The sequence below is a fragment of the Peribacillus sp. NPDC094092 genome (assembly GCF_050279365.1).
Lineage (GTDB): Bacteria > Bacillota > Bacilli > Bacillales > DSM-1321 > Peribacillus.
Genome location: NZ_JBNNUC010000001.1, coordinates 378,913 through 398,747 on the forward strand (window position 1 = coordinate 378,913; position 19,835 = coordinate 398,747).

20 protein-coding genes are annotated in these 19,835 nt (G+C 40.9%); 1 reads left to right on the forward strand and 19 read right to left on the reverse strand.

What is annotated here, in order from left to right:
• Positions 1-316: 316 nt before the first annotated feature.
• Positions 317-1,597, reverse strand: a complete 1,281-nt coding sequence (locus ACQKNS_RS01770) for an MFS transporter (RefSeq protein ID WP_427640906.1) — start codon at positions 1,595-1,597, stop codon at positions 317-319.
• A gap of 682 nt (positions 1,598-2,279) precedes the next feature.
• Here ACQKNS_RS01770 and ACQKNS_RS01775 point away from each other — a divergent pair.
• Positions 2,280-3,302 (forward strand): hypothetical protein, encoded by a 1,023-nt coding sequence (locus tag ACQKNS_RS01775; protein ID WP_427640907.1) that lies wholly within the window; start codon positions 2,280-2,282, stop codon positions 3,300-3,302.
• 217 nt (positions 3,303-3,519) lie between these two features.
• Here the strand turns inward: ACQKNS_RS01775 and ACQKNS_RS01780 are convergent, their stop codons facing one another.
• From ACQKNS_RS01780 to pxpA, 18 genes are all read right to left on the reverse strand, one after another.
• Positions 3,520-4,275 carry an IclR family transcriptional regulator gene (locus ACQKNS_RS01780; RefSeq protein ID WP_427640908.1) on the reverse strand — a complete coding sequence of 252 codons (756 nt, stop codon included), beginning with the start codon at positions 4,273-4,275 and terminating at the stop codon, positions 3,520-3,522.
• A gap of 198 nt (positions 4,276-4,473) precedes the next feature.
• The gene (locus tag ACQKNS_RS01785) at positions 4,474-6,201 is read right to left on the reverse strand and encodes a PAS domain-containing protein (protein WP_427640909.1); all 1,728 of its coding nucleotides are present in this window, start codon (positions 6,199-6,201) and stop codon (positions 4,474-4,476) included.
• Positions 6,202-6,224: 23 nt separating this feature from the next.
• Complete coding sequence (locus ACQKNS_RS01790) at positions 6,225-6,686, reverse strand: GAF domain-containing protein (RefSeq protein WP_427640910.1); 462 nt, start codon at positions 6,684-6,686, stop codon at positions 6,225-6,227.
• Positions 6,676-7,329, reverse strand: coding sequence for a response regulator transcription factor (locus ACQKNS_RS01795; protein WP_427640911.1), 654 nt, complete (start codon positions 7,327-7,329; stop codon positions 6,676-6,678). Before ACQKNS_RS01795 ends, ACQKNS_RS01790 begins: the two co-directional genes overlap by 11 nt.
• A gap of 97 nt (positions 7,330-7,426) precedes the next feature.
• On the reverse strand, positions 7,427-8,077 hold the full coding sequence (locus tag ACQKNS_RS01800) for a sensor histidine kinase (RefSeq protein WP_427640912.1): 651 nt from the start codon (positions 8,075-8,077) through the stop codon (positions 7,427-7,429).
• Between the two features lie 114 nt (positions 8,078-8,191).
• Positions 8,192-9,697 carry a nitrate/nitrite transporter gene (locus ACQKNS_RS01805; RefSeq protein ID WP_427640913.1) on the reverse strand — a complete coding sequence of 502 codons (1,506 nt, stop codon included), beginning with the start codon at positions 9,695-9,697 and terminating at the stop codon, positions 8,192-8,194.
• The gene (locus ACQKNS_RS01810) at positions 9,690-9,977 is read right to left on the reverse strand and encodes a hypothetical protein (protein WP_427640914.1); all 288 of its coding nucleotides are present in this window, start codon (positions 9,975-9,977) and stop codon (positions 9,690-9,692) included. The genes ACQKNS_RS01805 and ACQKNS_RS01810 overlap by 8 nt, the downstream gene beginning before the upstream one ends.
• Positions 9,964-10,275, reverse strand: coding sequence for a hypothetical protein (locus ACQKNS_RS01815; protein ID WP_427640915.1), 312 nt, complete (start codon positions 10,273-10,275; stop codon positions 9,964-9,966). Before ACQKNS_RS01815 ends, ACQKNS_RS01810 begins: the two co-directional genes overlap by 14 nt.
• Positions 10,276-10,280: 5 nt before the next feature.
• Positions 10,281-10,472, reverse strand: coding sequence for a hypothetical protein (locus ACQKNS_RS01820; RefSeq protein WP_427640916.1), 192 nt, complete (start codon positions 10,470-10,472; stop codon positions 10,281-10,283).
• Positions 10,462-10,989, reverse strand: a complete 528-nt coding sequence (locus ACQKNS_RS01825; protein WP_427640917.1) for a ubiquinol-cytochrome c reductase iron-sulfur subunit — start codon at positions 10,987-10,989, stop codon at positions 10,462-10,464. The genes ACQKNS_RS01820 and ACQKNS_RS01825 overlap by 11 nt, the downstream gene beginning before the upstream one ends.
• A gap of 11 nt (positions 10,990-11,000) precedes the next feature.
• Positions 11,001-11,561, reverse strand: coding sequence for a 4Fe-4S dicluster domain-containing protein (locus tag ACQKNS_RS01830; protein WP_427640918.1), 561 nt, complete (start codon positions 11,559-11,561; stop codon positions 11,001-11,003).
• Entirely contained in the window at positions 11,562-13,730 is a 2,169-nt protein-coding gene (locus ACQKNS_RS01835; protein ID WP_427640919.1) for a molybdopterin oxidoreductase family protein, read from the reverse strand.
• Entirely contained in the window at positions 13,717-14,799 is a 1,083-nt protein-coding gene (locus ACQKNS_RS01840) for a hypothetical protein (RefSeq protein WP_427640920.1), read from the reverse strand. The genes ACQKNS_RS01835 and ACQKNS_RS01840 overlap by 14 nt, the downstream gene beginning before the upstream one ends.
• A gap of 344 nt (positions 14,800-15,143) precedes the next feature.
• Positions 15,144-16,139 carry a biotin-dependent carboxyltransferase family protein gene (locus ACQKNS_RS01845; RefSeq protein WP_427640921.1) on the reverse strand — a complete coding sequence of 332 codons (996 nt, stop codon included), beginning with the start codon at positions 16,137-16,139 and terminating at the stop codon, positions 15,144-15,146.
• On the reverse strand, positions 16,136-16,891 hold the full coding sequence (pxpB, locus tag ACQKNS_RS01850) for a 5-oxoprolinase subunit PxpB (RefSeq protein ID WP_427640922.1): 756 nt from the start codon (positions 16,889-16,891) through the stop codon (positions 16,136-16,138). Before pxpB ends, ACQKNS_RS01845 begins: the two co-directional genes overlap by 4 nt.
• A gap of 23 nt (positions 16,892-16,914) precedes the next feature.
• A complete protein-coding gene (locus tag ACQKNS_RS01855) occupies positions 16,915-17,706 on the reverse strand; it encodes a putative hydro-lyase (RefSeq protein ID WP_427640923.1) in 792 nt (263 codons plus the stop codon).
• An 86-nt stretch (positions 17,707-17,792) separates the two neighbouring features.
• Complete coding sequence (locus ACQKNS_RS01860; protein ID WP_427642101.1) at positions 17,793-18,935, reverse strand: NRAMP family divalent metal transporter; 1,143 nt, start codon at positions 18,933-18,935, stop codon at positions 17,793-17,795.
• A 119-nt stretch (positions 18,936-19,054) separates the two neighbouring features.
• Positions 19,055-19,813: a 5-oxoprolinase subunit PxpA gene (gene pxpA / locus ACQKNS_RS01865; protein WP_427640924.1), complete on the reverse strand. Its 759-nt coding sequence runs from the start codon at positions 19,811-19,813 to the stop codon at positions 19,055-19,057.
• Positions 19,814-19,835: the final 22 nt, after the last annotated feature.

Consider the following 19,835-nt stretch of genomic DNA (forward strand, 5'->3'; position numbering starts at 1 on the left):
AATACATTCAAGTATACGATCTAGTAAGCGAGCACATTTTTTCATAATGATCGCATTTGTTTTGTATACAAAACAATGTTTTTCTATATAAACAATTCTAAAATGTAATCGCTTTATTGTCAATGTAAGCTGTAAAAAAACTAAAGCCATCGTACAGAAAAACGTTACTTATTCCCTATCAATCTGTGGGTATCTTTACTACTATGTACTCGTCAATGAGCATTTAAGATTTTATTGTGGTTTCTCAGCAAGAACCCATCGCCCTTTCTTACTGAGAAACCCAACTGAAAAACGTATGATATTAACTTTTTGCTCTCTATAAAGTTAGTTTGTTTCCTGTCGTATTGCTTAGGTGATTTTCGGCAACTTCTTGTTTAATCATAAACAAGTACGCCACAAACCCAAGAGTGGCTGCTACGATCAGCATGGCAATTGAGGGACCAAAATCACCACCGGACAAATCGCGGCTCCACCCCATAATATAGCTTGAAAATCCACCCATAATATTCGTGAATCCCATTAAACCGGCTGCGCGGCCCGCTGTTTCAGGTGTTGAAAATTTGATGATGAAGAAATTGGTTAGATGAAACATCCCACCCTGAGTTCCCATTGCGAGCCCCATTGAAACGCCGGCAAAAATAGGATTCGGTGCAATGACAGCGATTGTCAAAAATACAGCGGTTAGTATGAACAGAATCGTCGCAAGCAAACTCGGGCGCTTCGTTTTGTCCGCCAAAAATCCGCCAGCCAGGACGAATCCAAGCGCGAATAGCCACGATAATGAAGTGATGCCAGTCATTGCCTCCCTTTCAAAGCCTTTTGCCTCAACGAGATATGTAGGCAGCCAAATACTGATTCCAAAGAAAAGAAAGGACGACATCAAATTGCCGAACCAAACAATCCAATAACGATAATCCTTAGCGAAGAATTGCTTCGACTGAATATCTTCCGCTTCGCCTTTTTGGCGAATATAGGAAACTTCTTCTTTACTCATGCGTGGATGTTCTTCTGGCGTATTACGAGTCAAAAACAGGAACATTGGAATATTTATAAACAAGTTAAAGGCAGCGAGAACAAAGAACGCGGCCTGCCAATGAAACGTTGAAATAATTAGAATGAGTATAACGGTACCCACTGCCGGGCCAAGGTAGTTTCCAGTTATCCAGAATGACTGTGCCCTTCCAAGCTCTCGTTTATTAAACCAATTCGAAATGAATTTACCCGATATCGGGATCATCATACCTTCCCCAATTCCGAGGATGACTCTACTAATTAAAAACATTTCGTATGAAGTGGACAGACCTCCCATGACCATTGTCGCTGTCCATACCAGTAAACCTAGAACTGCCGTTTTCCGTGCCCCTAACTTATCGATAATAACTCCCCAAAAAATGTTGGAACAGGAGTATGAAATCATGAATATAAAGGAGATCAAGCCAATTTTTGCATTTTTATCCGGGCCAGTTAAACCAAGATCACTTAAAAATCCAGGATCGGTTTGGATAACAGAGATGCCTACTTTATCAATCTGGCCGAAAAACCAGAAGAAAAAAATAGGAATCGCAATGTACAACCATCTTTTTTGACCTTGTAACATTTTATTTCCCCCTTATAATAGGCTCATTTGAATGCGCTTTCATGATTTTCAATAATGAAAATGACTGTCATTCCATCAAACTTCACCAACTCCCCCTTAAAAATATCAGCCACTATTGTTTTATATAAAAAACAATGTTACCGGTATTTAATGTTATATTGAATTTTCATAATAGTCAATAATATTCAGATTAATATTTTCACAACAAAAAGTAGTTTTATATACAAAACTAAATAAGGGTGTTGTTTCGATGAAAACAACCCGAAACAACACCTTAACCAAGCTTAAGGTAATGCAGCTCATTAATTATTTGAAACTTCACTAACCGAAGCGAGTGTCCATCATGCCTAAAATCCTGGGATACTACGGACTGAAGCTCTCCCTAGTGTCCTTTCAAGCAAAAGGTTTTAACCGGGAACCGTATGGCTGTTTCTCCAAAGGAATAACCTTGGATTCATGTCAATACCACAGCATATGCTGCCGCTTGAGGTAAACCGTAATTACACAAACACGCGATGGGTAACCCCCATGATGAAGTATGATTCTCCACTATATCGCCTCATTCATTGCCGTATTTCCTTTTATAATGATTCTTTATACATATATAAAAATTAACTATTTTTATTATTTATCACTCAATGTTAGCATTTTGTTATAAGTTATTTGAAAGGATGAGAGATGAATGACAATACAATTTTCTGAATTCACAGTATTCGGGCTAGGTCCCATCGGAATCGAAATCCTGCGCAGTGCTTATCAAACGAATCCTCAATCGATTATCGGTGTTGTCGATATTGATCCCAAAAAGGCAGGAAAGGATATTGGCTTACTGATCAATGAAAAGGAAACGAACAAGTATGTAGTCTCCCATATACAGGAAGTAAATACCGAAGCTGACCATCCTATTGCATTACATGCAACCGGTTCCAACGCAAAACAAGTATGGCCTCAAATCAAAGAGCTTCTAGATCACGGCTTTTCAGTGGTATCCACCTGTGAACAGCTTTCCTTCCCTTGGCATCGCTACCCTCTACTTTCAAAGGAAATAGATGATTATGCCAAAGCAAAAGGGCTTAGTGTCATTGGGACCGGAATCAATCCAGGTTACATCATGGATACTATGGCCATTTCTTTTACAACAGTATTGACCACGGTTAACCAAATCAAAGTCAATCGTAAAGTTGATGTTTCGAAAAGGCGCCTCCCCTTACAAAAAAAGGTCGGAATCGGGATGACCAGAGAAGAGTTTGAATTTTTAGCTGAACAGAATAAAATTGGGCATGTAGGTCTTGAGGAGTCTGTTAGGTTAATCGCTTATGGACTGAATTGGGAACTTTCAAGTGTTATCAATACCATTGAACCAACGATTGCATGTGAAAATATGACCGTTCCGCTTACCACTATAAAACCAGGGGATGTTAATGGGCTTCATCAAATCTCCACGGGCAAGACCATGAACGGGAAGGAAATTTCCTTGGATTTAACGATGTCTGCAGGCATTAAACAAGAAGATGAAATCGTTATTGATGGGAACGAAACCCAAAGGCTGATTATTCCCAACGGAATTTTTGGGGATACCGCAACCGCTGCGATGATTATCAATACCGCTAAGCAAATTGATGCCCTCCGTAAACCAGGTTTACTTACAATGGCCGACATCGGGGTGCCGAGAAATATAAATCAATCTGACTATGTGCATATTTAATGGTTAAACAACAATCTTGGGTATAAGTCTTGCTATATTTGAAAAGGTGAACCGCTCATTGTTCACCTTTTCGTCCTGGCCAGATAGTATTGCAGCAACATGCCAAAAAACCACCATAAGCGGTGGCTCTGCTTCTTACATATAGAATCATTAACTTATGTACTTATCTTATTTAAGGAAAATATATTCCGAAAATGACATGACTTTTCCATTTTCGTTATTGTGTTTGAGAACCCAGTTTAACGGAAATGGCCTTGGCGGCTTTCGTTACTTTGTCAATCAATTCAGGCAAGCGATCTTCCTGAAATCTTGCTTCAATCCCAGCCACACTTATACCAGCTACTATTTGTCCTTTACCATTGAGTATCGGCGCACTCACCGATTTTGTATAATCCTCAAGTTCTGATGAAGTTATCGTATAACCATCCAATCTAGCTTCATCCAAGACATGACGGAGTTTAGTTTTATCTGTTATCGTTCCAAAGGCTATTGGTTTTAATTGAACGCTTCCCAAATAATTTTCCCGCTCTTCTTCCGGCAAATACGCTAGGATGATTCGTGAATCGCCAGCGTACAATGGCGAACGTCTACCAATGGACGTATAAAGTCGAACAGGATGCAAGGTGTCCACCTTTTCAATATACATCGCTTCATCCTTATCCCTCACAATTAAATTCACCGCTTCTTCAACATCATCCCGAAGGTCTTTCATGATGGGATAGGCGATTGACCTGATATCCAAACGCTCTCCCACCAATTGGCCAAACTGCAGGAATATCAGTCCAAGAGAATAATGGCCATCATCGTCCTTTGTTAAAAACCCCATTTCCTCCAATGACCCCACCATACGGTGTAACGACGTTTTCGGCAAATTGGAAAGTTCCATCATTTCATTAAAAGTCAACTTCGGATGATTTATGAAAAGGGTTAGGATTTGCATGGATTTCACGACGGTTTTGTTATGTGCCTGCATACGTTGTCTCCTTTCATGATACATGTTTTCCTTACCTATCAATCTATTATAAAACATGGAAGAAAGGATGTAATGCAATATAAGCGTATTCATTGTTTTTTCGAAAAAAGCCCTGACTGTATTCTCGTTTGATTTTTAAGCTTTATTTTCATTGTGATCGAATCATTTTAACATCCTGCAAGTTCATAATAAGAGCATCTACAAAGGCATTTTCAATATTACTTTTGTTCCTTTCCCTTCACCAGAATGAAGGATAAGGTTTCCTCCGGAAGCTCTGGCTCTTTCCTCCATACTGAATAAGCCTACTCCGCGGTTAACTTTTTCAATATCAAAGCCCTTTCCTTTATCTTCTATTTCCACACGAACTTCTTCGTCTATTTCCCGGATCGTCACCGTAGCATTTTCGGTTTGAGCATATTTCCGTATATTTGTTAATGCTTCTTGAATAATACGGTAAATGGTAATTTCTTTGTTTGTATTCATACGGCAATTCAAATAGCAGTCAAAATGGACCTTGATATGATGATGCTCTGAAAATTGCACCAATAAAGAGCGAATCGCAGGGAACAAACCAAGATCGTCAAGTACGGATGGCCTTAATTCCCAGGATAGATGCCTGAGTGCTTCGATAATTTCGGTCGTTTCATCCTGCATCTGATCTAACAGGGGGTGATCCATTTCTGTCTGCAGCCTGTTAATCGTTATGAGGTGGCTGTATAAGTTTTGTCCGATATCATCATGAAGCTCCCGGGAAATGCGTTTTCTTTCATCTTCCTGCACATCAATGATTTTTCCTGTCATTTTCTGAATCTCTTCTTCCGCAAGCTTACGCTGGGTCACTTCATGACGAATCGCTAAATATTGGTAAGGTTTATTGAACTCATCAAGAAATGGCACGATTGTCGTATCCACCCAATAATAAGTACCATCCTTGGTCTTATTTTTAATCTCGCCTTTCCATACCTCCCCAGCTGATATCGTTTTCCATAGATTGTTGAAAAACTCTCTTGAATGAAATCCCGAGTTAATAATTCGATGATCTTGTCCGATCAGCTCTTCTTTTGAAAACTTTGAAATACGGCAAAATTGATCATTGACATATTTGATCGTCCCTCTTTGATCGGTTATTGCCACAATTGAGGAAGAATCCAAAGCAAATTGAAAATCGGCCATTTTATTAACGGATTTTCCTAATTCCTCCAAAACTCGTTTATATTCTGTGATTTCCTTCCGGATAGCCAGGTATTTATAAGGGATCCCGTCTTCATTTAAGAAAGGGACAATCGTGGTATCCACCCAATAATAGGTTCCATCCTTCGCTTTGTTCTTAATTTCTCCGCGCCATATACTTCCTGATGAAATTGTTCGCCAAAGATCTTGCATAAATCCCTTTGAATGAAAACCTGAATTGATCATTCGGTGATCCTTCCCGATGAGCTCTGCTGCTGAATATTTGGATACCTCACAAAATTTCTTATTCAAGTATATTATCTTGCCCTTTTCATCCGTAAATGCAACAATCGTTGATTCATCAAGTGCGTAAATTAAATCAACCAGCTCATTTATCGGATAGGATTGCTGCTGGTTGATCCGGGATTGGTCTTTCACTTTATGGACCACGATTAAATAATAGAGCTCTTCTGCAAGCTGAAAGGAGTTCACCCTGAAGAAAAGCGAAAAAGCATGCCCATCCCGGTGGATTCCAAAATGGTGGATAATTTCCCCTTCCCCACTTGACTGAAGGTTTACCCCTGGTATAAGATTCAGGATCTTTTCCCCATTCAATTCATGATGTTCATAGCCAAAGTTTTCATATACTTGTTGATCCGCAAAAGAGATGACTCCTGATCCATTAACAAGAATTGTCGCATCGCTTGATCCAGGAGAAATCCCTTTTTTCATTTCCAAATGTTTATTCAAGTCCATACATAATCCTCCTTGCTGCCATGTTAAATCGAGCTGTTCATTTCCTTTTCCAATTTTTTCGCTGCATCAAGGATCGTATGCTGGTCACTTTCAGAAATAGGCTGATCTGTCCTTTTACCTACTAATAATACCCCTTTAGGAACACCTTTAAAATGAATGGGTACTGCGAAGGCGCAATTGAGATTTTCCGCAAGCATGATGGGATACTCTAAGGCTTTGCCGTGAATATTATTTGGAAAACCTTCGATTTTCATTGGCCTCCCCGTTGATATGACCTTACCCGCTATTCCTTTTCCATATCGAACAGTTATCCTTTTGTATTTATCATTTCTGTTTCCGGCGGCATGATGCCAGCTTATGTCAGGACCTTTACTGTTTTGTAAGGCAAGGCCTACAAAGTCACAGTTCATTTCTTCTAATGCATGTTCACATGCTTCTTTAAACGGTTGATCCCCTTTCGATTTACTGCCCCCGCTAAATTCCATACCCTAATAACCCCTTTTTTAAAGCGAATGCAACAAGTTCATGCCTTGTTTTCATCTTGAGCTTTTCCATTAGGTTTCCTTTATGGCTTTCAACCGTTTTCACACTTATGACAAGCTGTCCGGCAATCTCTTTATTGGAAAACCCTTTCGCTATCAACGTCAGTACTTCTTTTTCCCGGTCAGACAATAGATTGAAAGAATCCGCGGCCCCCTGCTTAACACTGCCTAAGTATTCTTCCATTACTCTTTTTGTTGCAGATGGATGAAGGTAAGCATTTCCGTTCGCCAAAGATCGGATGGCTACCAATAATTCTTCATGTGGTGCGCTTTTTAAAATACAGCCTGAAGCCCCCGCTTGGATAGTTCTGAACAAATATTCATCATCATCATGCATGGTAAGTATTAATATGGCCACCTCAGGCATCAGTTTTTTCAATTCGGAAGTCGCCGATAAGCCATCTTTCCCATGAGGCATGCTTAAATCCATGACCACCACATCAGGCTGAAGTTCTAGTGCTCGTTGTATTCCCTCGTTCCCGTCTGAAGCTTCCCCTATGACTTCCATATCCGCATGATTGTTTAATAGCATCTTTAAGCCCATTCTTACAACGGCGTGATCATCGCAAAGCAAAATTTTTATCAAAGCAGCTCCCCCTTAGCTTTGTTCGTATTCTATCGTAATTAATGAATATGAAACAACAATGGGGATTGCAAAATTCGCAAACCCCTTGTTTAGCATTTTAATATAATGGCAGAGAAATCTCTATAGAAGTCCCGTCATCTATTTTTGAAACAATGGTACAATTTCCGCCGATCAAATGCATCCTTTCACACATGGCAGCAAGCCCGCTCAACTTATTCAAAGCGGCTTCAACCTCAAACCCTTTCCCTGAATCTTTAATCATAATCAATAACCTGCTTTTTTCCCATCTAAATATCATACATGCCTTCGTTGTGTCAGCATACCTTGCAATATTCACCAATGCTTCTTGGCAGACCCTGAATAGAGTAATGCTTTCTCTATCAGAGATTTGCGATTCAATCCCATGGTTCTCCAGCTCAACCTCAAGACCATAGGTTGAAGTGTATAATTTTATGTAGCTTTTTATAGCTGAAATAAGTCCAAGAGTCGTAAGGGTAGGAGGATGCAATTCTACAGCCAAAAGCCTGATTTCTTGAATTGCCTTTTCCAATAACTGATTCATATCACTTGCATAGCTTTTCATGGCAGGCTGATCGATTGCCGATTCAATGAGCTGCAATCCGGAAAAGAGACTGGAAAGGGACTGCCCCACGCCTTCATGAAGCTCCATGGCAATTCTTTTAATCTCTTCTTCATGTGTTTGTATGATATAAGAACTGAGGTTGTTTTTGAGTGGCTGAGTATTCATTCCCACCCTCCTTCTTCGATAGTCGCTGATTATTGGCCATTCAATTAGAATTTCTTGTTCTTGAAAGCTCCCATTCAGCCTTCAAATCCAATGATTTCATGTACGCAGTTCATTTTATGCCTTTTTCACCCTATTACCTGAAATGTCACTAAACATCCCTGCATATTGAACGACATCCCCCGCATCATTCTTTATCGAACTAATGGTCAGCCATTGTAGATATTGCTGTCCATCCTTTCGGCTATTCCAGATTTCACCTTGCCAGGACCCATTTATCTCAATGGATTTCCACAAATCCTCATAAAAAGTTTGAGGCTGTCTACCTGACTTAAGTATACTAGGGTTCTTTCCTATTACCTCATTTTCCTGATAACCCGTAATACTGCAAAACGAGGGGTTTACTGAAATGATCTTGCCGGTGGTATCGGTAATAAGAATCCCTTCTATTGTATGATCAATCACTTCTTTGGCAAGCCCCATTTTGCCTTGGAAATACATCCAGACAACTAAAATCAAACTTGCAAGGGCAACTTCTGACAATGCCATGAACCCGATTGCATAATGTCCTGTGATATTGAATAACAAAGATAAAATTAATGGCGGAAAAAAACCTCCCAAACCGCCCATTGCGGAAACGATACCATTCACAATACCAGCCTGCTTTTGGAAATACATGGGCACCAGTTTAAAAATGACACCATTTCCCATTCCTGCACAGAGGGCAATGCTCAGACAACCAAAAGTGTACCAGCCAATCGATGGAGCAAAGGATAGAATCATCGCTGAAACCGTATACACTCCGAAAACGAACATGAGAAGAATGAGGGAATGAAAGCGATCTGCAAGCCATCCGCCAATTGGTCTCATTAGAGTAGCAAGAACAATAAAGCCTGCTGTCCTCAAACCGGCGTCAACTTTATCCAATCCAAAGTTCGCTACAAGAAAATTTGGCAGATAGATAGTAAATGCAACAAAAGAACCGAATGTTATAAAGTAGAATAAACTTAGCAGCCATAGTTTTTCATTTTTGTAGACACTCTTCACTTGTTCTAAAAGCGGTGTTTTTACTTTCAGCTCTTTTTTGTCCCCTAACAGAAAGTTACCTGCGATAAAGACCGCCAAAATGACAAGATAAAGCTGTACAGTTGTTGACCACCCAAAATTCTCGGCTACAACAGGTGCTGCAAAAGCCGATACGGCCGTGCCAAGGTTCCCTGCACCGTAAATTCCGTTAACAAAGCCATGACGTTCCTTTGGGTAATACTTAGGTAAAGAAGTAACCCCAACAGAGAATACGGCTCCGCCAATACCTAGGAAAAGTCCTCCAATCAACAAATCAGCAAGAGAATCGGCAATACTGATATAATAAACAGGGAACAATAGTAAAATAAAGCTAATCAGGAAAATTTTCCTTGCCCCGAACTGATTGGCGTAAAAGCCAAGGGGGATACGAAGTACTGATCCCAAAATAACCGGAACGGCTGTCACCAGTGCAAGCTGACCTTCAGGTATAGCAATGTCTTCTTTAATAAAAGGCATCAGGGAAGAAATTAATACCCAAACCATAAATCCTACTACTAAGTTTAAAGTCTGTAATGGAAGCTGTATTTTCCTAATCATTCTGATCACACTCTCTTCTAATTACATATTGTAATCCTGTGCTTTCGTCAAAAGCTGACCACTCATTTTTGTTTTTAGCGATATGGCATGCCAAAGGGACAGCGAAAAAATTATGGTGGTCAAAATATATCCGCAGATGTGTCATGTCAGGACAAATCTCCATCTTAACAATCGTTTTAGAAACAAAATTCGCTTTATCCTGCCCATCATCATCCAAGATTGCCACTCTAGCTTTTTCCGAGACTAATGATTGTAAACTTTCCAATTTAATGTTTTCCACATGTATTGCACCCTCTCTTTGCGCTGTATACATATATTTGATAACCGTGCAAACACTTCCATAATCTATCATCTGCATGATTCTCGATAAATTCAATTGTTTCCTCTTCAGATTCCCAACCACTCATACCCTTTACTTCTGCAACTACAATATCTAACCCATCTATTGACTTTTCATCCAAATACCAGTTAAGGCGGGAGCCTTTAAATAGGTCCGAAAGGAGCTTATCGATTTCAGAAGAAAAGTTTACGGATGCTGCTTTTACAAAACATAAATCAATGTAAGTTTCGCTGTTCATTTGATTCACGCCTTTTCGTATTTAGTTTTTTTATACGTAAATAACGCTAATGGAAACACAACAATGTTTAATCCACCAAATATCAGGACATTTATATAATTTTCATAATAATATTGATGAACCATGAATTGGGTGAATACAATATTCATCATCAAGAAGGCACAAAGCAACGTGACACCGATAAACTTAAACTTCATAACGCTTCACCCTTACTGCGTATACCGCCCCATTTTCCACTTTCACCTGAATCTCAGGGAGCGGCCTTCTTGGCGGCCCCGCCGTCGGAACACCTGTTTCAACATCGAATTTCCCATGATGGCAAGGACAGATCATCTCCCCCTCTTCCTTCACCCAGAAAACCGGGCACCGAAGATGTGTGCATGCATTTTGGTATGCTACGTATTTCTTTTCTGACAATCTGATTAAAATGGCATCATCATGATCACCTGGAAATTTAAAATTCATTGCGTCACCAATGGCTAGTTTGCTTACATCTGTGATTTTTTTGTGAGGGTACTCCTTCTCCCCAAGCCCCATTAATTCTTTAGCCGCTATTGCCCCCCAAGGGAGGGAGGAAATGGCGAATACGCCAGCAGCACCCACCAATGTTTTCATGAACCCACGTCTGTCAAGCTTTCTTTCATTATTCCGTTCAATATTATGAGTGTAATTATCTTCATTAAAGGGAATTTTATTATTTTTATCTGACGGCATCTTAATCCCTCCTAATATAGCTTAGTTATCCCCTGTAAAATACCCGAGAGATTTACCTTGACGTTCGTTTCACTTTCAAGATAAGGAAGGCTGGTCACCCATTTTCCATTATCTAAATTAAATTGTTTTCTCTTATTTTCAATTTCTTCATCTGTCAACCATTGAAGTGTATTGGATGGACAAACACTTGCACACATTGGCGGGATACTGTCTTTTGTCCGGTCGATACATAAATCGCATTTGTACATTAAGTTTTGTTCAGTGTCAAATTTCGGTATTCCATACGGGCAAGCAATCGTACAATTTTGGCAGCCGATACATTTTTCAACGAGTGCTGATAATACGGCCCCTGTCTCATGGATTTGGATTGCCTGGGCCGGACAACTCCTTGCACAGGCAGGATTTACGCAATGAAGGCACATAAGAGGCATCGTTTGCCTATTGACCAGAGGGTTTACATCATATACATAGTTTCTGTTCCGCTCTTCATGCCCTCCGCATTGTGTACAAGCCGCCAGGCATGACCTGCACCCTATGCAGTTTTCAAGTTCTAAGTAGAGCCTCTTTTTCATTTATTGCACCTTCTTTATTTCGACTTTTTCCATTTGGGCTGCACAGACCTTGAATTCCGGCATACGGGACATTGGATCAAGCGCGGCAATGGTTAATAGATTGATTGATTGCTCGTGCCCAAAGTGGTATGGAACAAATACCGTATCTTCACGAATTGCTTCTGTAATCTTCACTTTATAGATTGCCTCGCCTCTTCGGGTATACAGGCGGACCTTATCCTCATGGTCCATATTGTATTTTTTTGCTGTATCCGGATGTACTTCCACGTAAGGTTCCGGACACATATCACGAAGGAACTGAATTCTTCTCGTCTGGTTCCCTGATAGATAGTGGTAAACGACACGTCCAGTTGTTAAACGAAGCGGATATTTTTCATCTGGCTCCTCGGCAGGGGGACGGTAAGGAAGTGCACATATTTTCGCTTTACCGTCTGCGTGATAGAATTTTTTATCCAGGAACATATGCGGCGTTCCCTTGTCATTTTCATCCTTACAAGGCCAAAATACCCCGTCCTGTTTGTCAATTTTATCCCATGTGGCGCCATAATAATCGGCATTTCCCCCTTTACTAGCCAGTCTGAATTCTTCTGCGACATCTTTTGCAGTTTTCAAATGTGAAAAATATCTTCCCCTCCCAAGACGTTCTGCAAGCTCTACTTGTATTTGCCAATCGGGCTTAGATTTTCCGATTGGCTCTTGTGCCTTATTTATCTTAATAATTCGCCCTTCAAGGTTTGTAACTGTACCTTCATCTTCCGACCACGTTACGGAAGGCAGGATCACATCAGCAAACTCTGCTGATTCGGAAAGATAGAAATCTGAACACAACATAAAATCCAGGTTTTTCATCGCCCTTCTGACAAAATTCAGGTTAGGCGCAGATACTGCAGGATTGGAACATAGCAGATACAATCCGCGAATCGTTTTTTGCTCCATCAGTTCAAACATTTCATATGCAGAAACACCAGGCTTAGGCATTTCCTCCGGAGTGATATTCCATACGTTACAAACTTCTTTCACATGCTCAGGATTCGTGATTTTCCGGTAACCTGGCAATAAATCCGCTTTCTGACCATGCTCGCGTCCACCCTGTCCGTTTCCTTGACCAGTGAAAGTTGCTACACCAGACTTCGGGCGGCCAATCTTACCTGTCACAAGCGCCATGTTTGTATATCCAGATACATTGTCAACGCCCTTATGCTGCTGTTCAATTCCACGGGCAAACATGACAACTGCATTCGGTGATTTTCCATAAATCTCTGCTGCGCGAATGATTTTTTCCGGTGCAACACCTGTAACCTCACTCGTATATTCCGGGGTAAATTCTTTTACAAGTTCTTTTGTTTCTTCAAATCCATTCGTATGATTATTAATAAATTCTTCATCTGCATAACCCTTTTGAATTAATTCATTTAAGATTCCATTAGCAAGGGCAAGGTCCGTTCCCGGTTTCAAGTCAAGGTGGACATCCGCCCTTCTCGCAACAGGCGTTTCGCGGGGATCCGCCACGATAATGTAACCGCCCCTTTCTTGAACGTTCCAGATTCTGAACATGGAAGTTGGATGGCATTCTGCTGTGTTGCTTCCTGCAAGAAATAAGCAATCAGTTTCATGAATATCCGTCCAGGGTAATGTTGAACCTCTATCTACGCCGAAAGAACGAAGGAATCCCCCGGCCGCACTGGACATGCAGAATCGGCCATTATAGTCAATGTAGCGTGTGCCAAGAGCCACACGTGCAAATTTCCCTGTTAAATAACATTTTTCATTCGTCATTGATACGCCGCTGAAAACGGATATTGAATCTTTTCCATAATTTTTTTGAAGCTCACTGAATTTTTTCGCGATTAAATCATATGCTTCATCCCAGCTCGCTTCCCGGAAGCCTTCCTTTGTTCCCTTTAATGAAGCATCATCACGAATAAGCGGTGTTAAAATGCGATCATCATGGTTCGTCTGCTGGTAAGCTGTAACCCCTTTTGGACACATTTTCCCAACAGTTACCGGCCAGTCATAACGTGGTTCAACCCCTATGATTTTATTTGTCGCTTTGTTTACCCTTAAATTCATCCCGCACTGCATTCCACAATATGCACAATGCGTTTTAACCAATGTTTCATTAGGGTGTAACACATTCTCTACTTCTTTGAAAAACTTATCCCTTTGCATTCTGGTTAGCCTCCTTAACTTTTAACTCGTGGATAGGAAAACCGGAAAATTGGGCAATCCGGTATTTTCTTCGGCAAGGTAGGCACATTTCGGCGAGATGGTGGCCATCTTTCGTTTGAAATTTTATATCATTCTTACCGAGGACCTCTATGACATCTTTTGATTGTTCTGTTGAAACAAATTCATTACCACAAACTTTGCATTCTTTCATGGATTGTTCCGCATAATGCTCTCTGTAGTTTCTAGCAAATACACTCAGTGGGCGGAAAGGTATGTGAGCAAGTTTTCCGAACGGAAGATAAATCAATGTAATAATGACTGACCACTGGTGAATCAGGGACATGGCTGGCTGTCCTGAACCGTGCATAAAGATGTTCATAAACGTTAATGCCAATCCTGTAACGCTGACCAATAACAACATGAATAATGGAAGGAAGTCATACATGAATTTTTGTTCTGCCCTTGCCTGCATATTTTTCAAGCGGCGGTAAAGAGCCATGCATACTCCGGCAATTACCATTACAGCCGTAATGTTCAGAGCGTTATATGATAAGTACGCAATGATTCCATTAGCTGGTACTGTCATTACTTTCGTTCCCATTGCGATGATGTTGTAGTAACCGTTGTCGTCCATGGTGAAGTACATCCATCCAAATACAAGCGGAAAAGTCACAAAGCAAGAAAGAATGCATCCCCAACCCATTAGAACGTGCTGAGTCCATCGGTAAATTCCCCTGTTCCAGATGAAGTTATATGTTGCTAGATGTTCAACTGTAGTTTTAGGCGTTGATTTTCTAAATAGGATCTTGATTCCTTTTTTTATAAAAACCTTTGTTGGCGGCCTTTCTCCCCAAGCGATAAATCTGTAAAAGAAACCCCCAATAAAAATAAACGTCCCCACCATATATCCATAAAGGTTTAAATCTACATGTGTAAACATTCTCGTACCAATAAACGATAAAATAACAAGTCCGCAAACTGTAAGAAACATAGACTTGGCAAAATGTGATGCAAAAGCATTATCAATCGATTTTCCTGTTTTTTGATTTACTGCGACTTTTGCCTGCATGACGATTCCTCCTTATTACAAACAATTACCATACCCATATTGTAAGCTCTTCCCCGGTTGTTCTAAATCGGGGAACTGCCCTATCCTTTTGGAAAAATCCCCTTAACTTTTGAAAATAAAAAAACCGTTCTGATGTTAGAACGGTTGTTATCATAAATTCCCATTATTACCCTTTTAGAAAACTCTTAATTGGGAGTAAAGTGCATATCAACTTTCCCCTTCTTCCGAAAAAAAGCCAGTATTGGTTAAAGAGGAAAGAAATGAAACGTTTATCATTTAGTTTGTATAATGAAACAAAAAAGAAAGCCTCTTAAAGAGTACTTTCTCATCGTTTGCGATTGGAATTATCTATCCAGCCATTTGTTCAGGGCTAAGGAAATCGAAACCTGTAATTCCTTCAATTGTCGTTCTTTTTGCAGCAAAAGCTTTTCAGCCTCCTTCAAGTTCACCCGTGAGAACTGAATGGATTCCCCTGGTTTAACCTGCGCGATAATTGGTAAATCTGCCGTGATCACCTGTGCTATCTTAGGATATCCACCAGTCGTTTGGCTATCCGCAAGGAGAATGATCGGGTTTCCATCAGGCGGAACCTGAACGGACCCATTTGTGACCGCTTCAGATAATAACTCCCCATTATCCTTTAATTCCAGTGTCGATCCTGATAATCTATATCCCATGCGGTCGGATTGATTGGAAACCTTATATGTCCCCGCTACAAAACTATCTTTACTTGAATCTGTGAAACGTTCATATTGGCTTCCATCGATGAAGCGGATGAGAGGTTTTCCTCCTGGCATGAACTCCTTCTCATTGACAAACCATTTTGGGAAGGAAAATGAACCTTTGAACGCCCGATCACCAATAATTTTTAAAGGTTCATCAAACGCCAAGACATCGTCAGCCTTTAATGCCCTCCCCATATAGCCGCCAATCCCAGCCCTTAGATAAGTGCTTTTACTCTCCATAACTTCAGGAATGGCGAAGCCTCCCGACACTGATAAGTATGCCCTGCATCCTGATTTACAACCTTCAAATCGAAGTATCGATCCTTTTTTCACAAGAATAGGCTTCCACATCGGTACAGCCCGATTATCAATTGCTGGTGATAAATTTCCACCCGTTATCGAAATCAGGCAATTTTTCTCGATCATAATGGTCGGACCCATTAAAGTAATTTCCAAGACCGCTTCCCCTTCTTCATTGCCAACCAACATATTGGCAATCCGTAAAGAATGTCCATCCATTGCCCCGCTGACAATCACCCCATGTTGCTGAAATCCTTTTCTTCCAAGATCCTGTATACTCGTCAATAATCCCGGTTTGATAACTCGCAGGCTCACTGTAATCCCCCCTTAAGGATCATTTCTTTATATTCTTGATCCGAAATCGGTTGGAACTTCACGATGTCCCCTGCTTGTAATAGACTTGGAGGATTTACATTCGGTAAAAATAGTTTGGTTGGCGTCTGTCCGATCAATTGCCATCCACCAGGTGTTGATATAGGATATACACCCGTTTGCATACCTGCGATTCCTACAGCCCCTGCGGGAATGGTCATTCGGGGAGAGGAACGCCTAGGTGTAGCGATTTCCTCCGACATTCCGCCAAGAAACGGGAAACCAGGTGCGAACCCGATCATATAGGCCAAATACTCCCCGGTTGAATGAATATGGATGACTTCATCAGTAGTCAAATCATTATAACGGGCAACATATTCCAAATCCGGTCCATATTCCTTCCCATAGCACACGGGAATGGAAACTGTTCGATGTGAGAGATTCTTAGTTTCTTTTAAATCCTGTAATTTCATTTCCAGGATGGAACGGACCACTTCATAAGGAGATATTTCCGTATCATTTCTTTGTTTTTGATCCTTATGAACAACAAATGGATCATAAAAAACCGTTAAATTAGTAAATGCAGGTACACATTCTATAAATCCAGTAAAAGGTTCATCTTCAAGTAAATCCATTAACAATTTTATTTTTTTGTGTATGCTGTATTCCATTCCATTCCCGAATGTGATCACGATTGCGGAATCGCCCAATGGAGAAAGTGTACATGCAGTTATATTCAATAGCTTTTCTGGCATAGGGACTCATCTCTTTCTGTCAGTTATAAAACTCCTAATTTTTCATCACGAATGTCCGTAATGAACATATGTCCAGGTGCATGCGTGATCATGATCTCCGGTTTGGTCTCCATAGCAATGGATTGCGGCGTTACACCACATGCCCAAAAAACAGGGACTTCCCCATCACGAATCGTGACTGGATCACCAAAATCAGGATGCTGAATGCTGGAAACACCGATCGCCTCAGGCTCACCAATATGGATTGGTGCCCCATGAACTGCTGGAAACCGAGATGTCACTTGCGTTGCCCTCACCACATCCTTTTGCGGAATCGGCCTCATGCTAGCAACCATTTTCCCATGAAATATACCTGCTTCAATGCATGGAATATTGGTTTTATACATAGGTACATTGCAACCCTCTTCAATATGACGAATCGATATATCATTATTCAAAAGGGCGTGTTCGAATGTAAAGCTGCACCCGATTAAAAATCCAACCATATCATCTTCCCAGTAGTTTGAGATATCCGTTACTTCTTCCACTAATTCTCCATATTTATATACCCTATATTTAGGTATATCGGTACGTATATCCCCAGACTTTGCTGCAAATGCAGGAATGGGTGAACCAATTTCCGTAACGTCCAGCAATGGACAGGATTTAGGGTTGCGCTGACAGAATAATAAAAAATCAAAAGCATGCTCTTTTTTTAGGATGGCTAAGTTCGCTTGTGCATAACCGTTGGCCATGCCGGCAGTCGGTTTTATCAATTCATTGTTTCGAATCATTGAACGCAACTCAGCCGGGGTAGCTTGAGAAAGATCGATCATTAGTATTCATCTCCTATTAAGAACTGGCAGTCAGTGACAAACTGGCAAACCACTTCGACCTGTATTTATGGATCTTCGTTCATTAATCATGAAAAGAGTGCGGGAAGTTGTTTCATGATTGTATATACGCCCATTAACGCCATGATGATTACCACGAACACACCGGAAATCGTTAACCATAAAGGATGCTTATAATCACCCACGATGTTTTTCTTATATGCAGCGATTAGCAAAGTTCCAAGAGCAATTGGTAAAATGAGCCCATTTATGGCCCCGACTATAAGCAGTACTTTAACCGGTTGACCAATTAATAGAAAGCAAATGGTCGAAACGACGATAAAACCAATGATTATCCAGTTCGCCTTCTTATTTATTTTTTCGCTGAATGTTCTGATAAAAGAAACGGAAGTATATGCCGCTCCGACTACTGATGTGATGGCGGCAGCCCACATGACGATACCGAAGATTTTATATCCCACATTACCAGCTGCGAGTTGAAAAACGGATGCTGCAGGGTTACCCGAATCGATTTGTAAACCTTTCGATACAACACCCAATACAGCTAGAAATAACGCAATACGCATGACCGTAGTGATCAATATCCCCATAATCGAACTCTTTGTGACCTCAGGTAATGCTCCAACACCTTTCACGCCTGCATCCAAGAGACGGTGTCCCCCTGCAAATGTAATATAGCCGCCTACAGATCCACCCACTAATGTAACGATTGCGATAATATCGATTTGATCAGGCACAAAAGTCCTCACTACCGCTTCCCCGACAGGAGGAGAGGTTGTCCAAGCAACGTAAATCATCAAACAAATCATGAAAAAGCCGGCAATTTGCGTAAAACGGTCCATCGCTTTTCCTGCTTCTTTTACTACAAAAATCAGTATGGCAATGACTGCACTTATTGCCGCCCCGGTTGTTGGGGATATTCCAGTCATCGCATTTAGACCTAATCCAGCTCCTGCGATATTACCAATATTAAATGCCAGCCCGCCCATAACGATCAGTGCTGCCAGTACATAGCCCAGCCCTGGAAGGACCATGTTTGCAATTTCTTGTCCCCGTTTTTCGGAAACAGCGATAATGCGCCATACATTTGTTTGGGCAAATATATCAAGAATGACCGAAATAAGAATAACGAATCCGAAACTTGCCGCAAGACTTTGGGTATAAACGGTTGTTTGCATTAAAAAACCGGGTCCTATTGCCGAAGTTGCCATTAGGAATGCTGCACCTAACAATAAAGTGCGATTTGTTTTTGGCTTTGTCGGATTGCTTTTCTGTTCTGTTGTATTTTTGATTGGCTCCAATGGAATCTACCTCCTGATGGTTTTGATTTTCAAGAAAAGGACTTGACTGTTATTTCAGATAATTTTAAAGATTCTTTAACATGCCGAGCAAAGGTTAAAGCATGCGCCCCGTCCCCATGAATGCAAATGGTATCTGCTTTTAAATCCACATCCGAGCCTTGTTGAGACAGAACCTTTCCTTCCTTCACCATGCGAATGACTTGCGCAACGGCATCATCATCGTTTTCGATCAATGCGTCCTTTTCCAATCGGGATGTCAATGAACCGTCATTTTGGTAGGTGCGATCGGCAAATACTTCACTCCCTGTTTGCAATCCGATAGCCTGTCCGGCACGTATTAATTCACTGCCTGACAAACCAAATAAGATAAGCTCGGGATTCACATTATAGACCGCTTCGGCGATGGCCATGGATAACTCTTTGTTCTTTGCGGCCATATTGTATAAAGCCCCATGCGGTTTCACATGCTGCATTGTTCCGCCTTCCGATTGCAGAAATCCATTTAATGCACCAATTTGATAGACGACAATATCATAAGCTTCCTGTGGTGAAATATTCATATTGCGTCTGCCAAATCCTATTAAATCCTGTAAACCTGGGTGGGCTCCGATTTTGACATCTTTACCCAAAGCAAGCTGAACCGTTTTTCTCATGACTGTCGGATCACCAGCGTGGAATCCACAAGCAACATTGACAGATGTTACATAATCCAAAATTTCTTGATCATTGCCAATACGGTAAGCGCCAAAACTTTCTCCTAAATCACAATTCAAATCAACTGTGTTCATACGACCCTCTCCTTTTTTAACG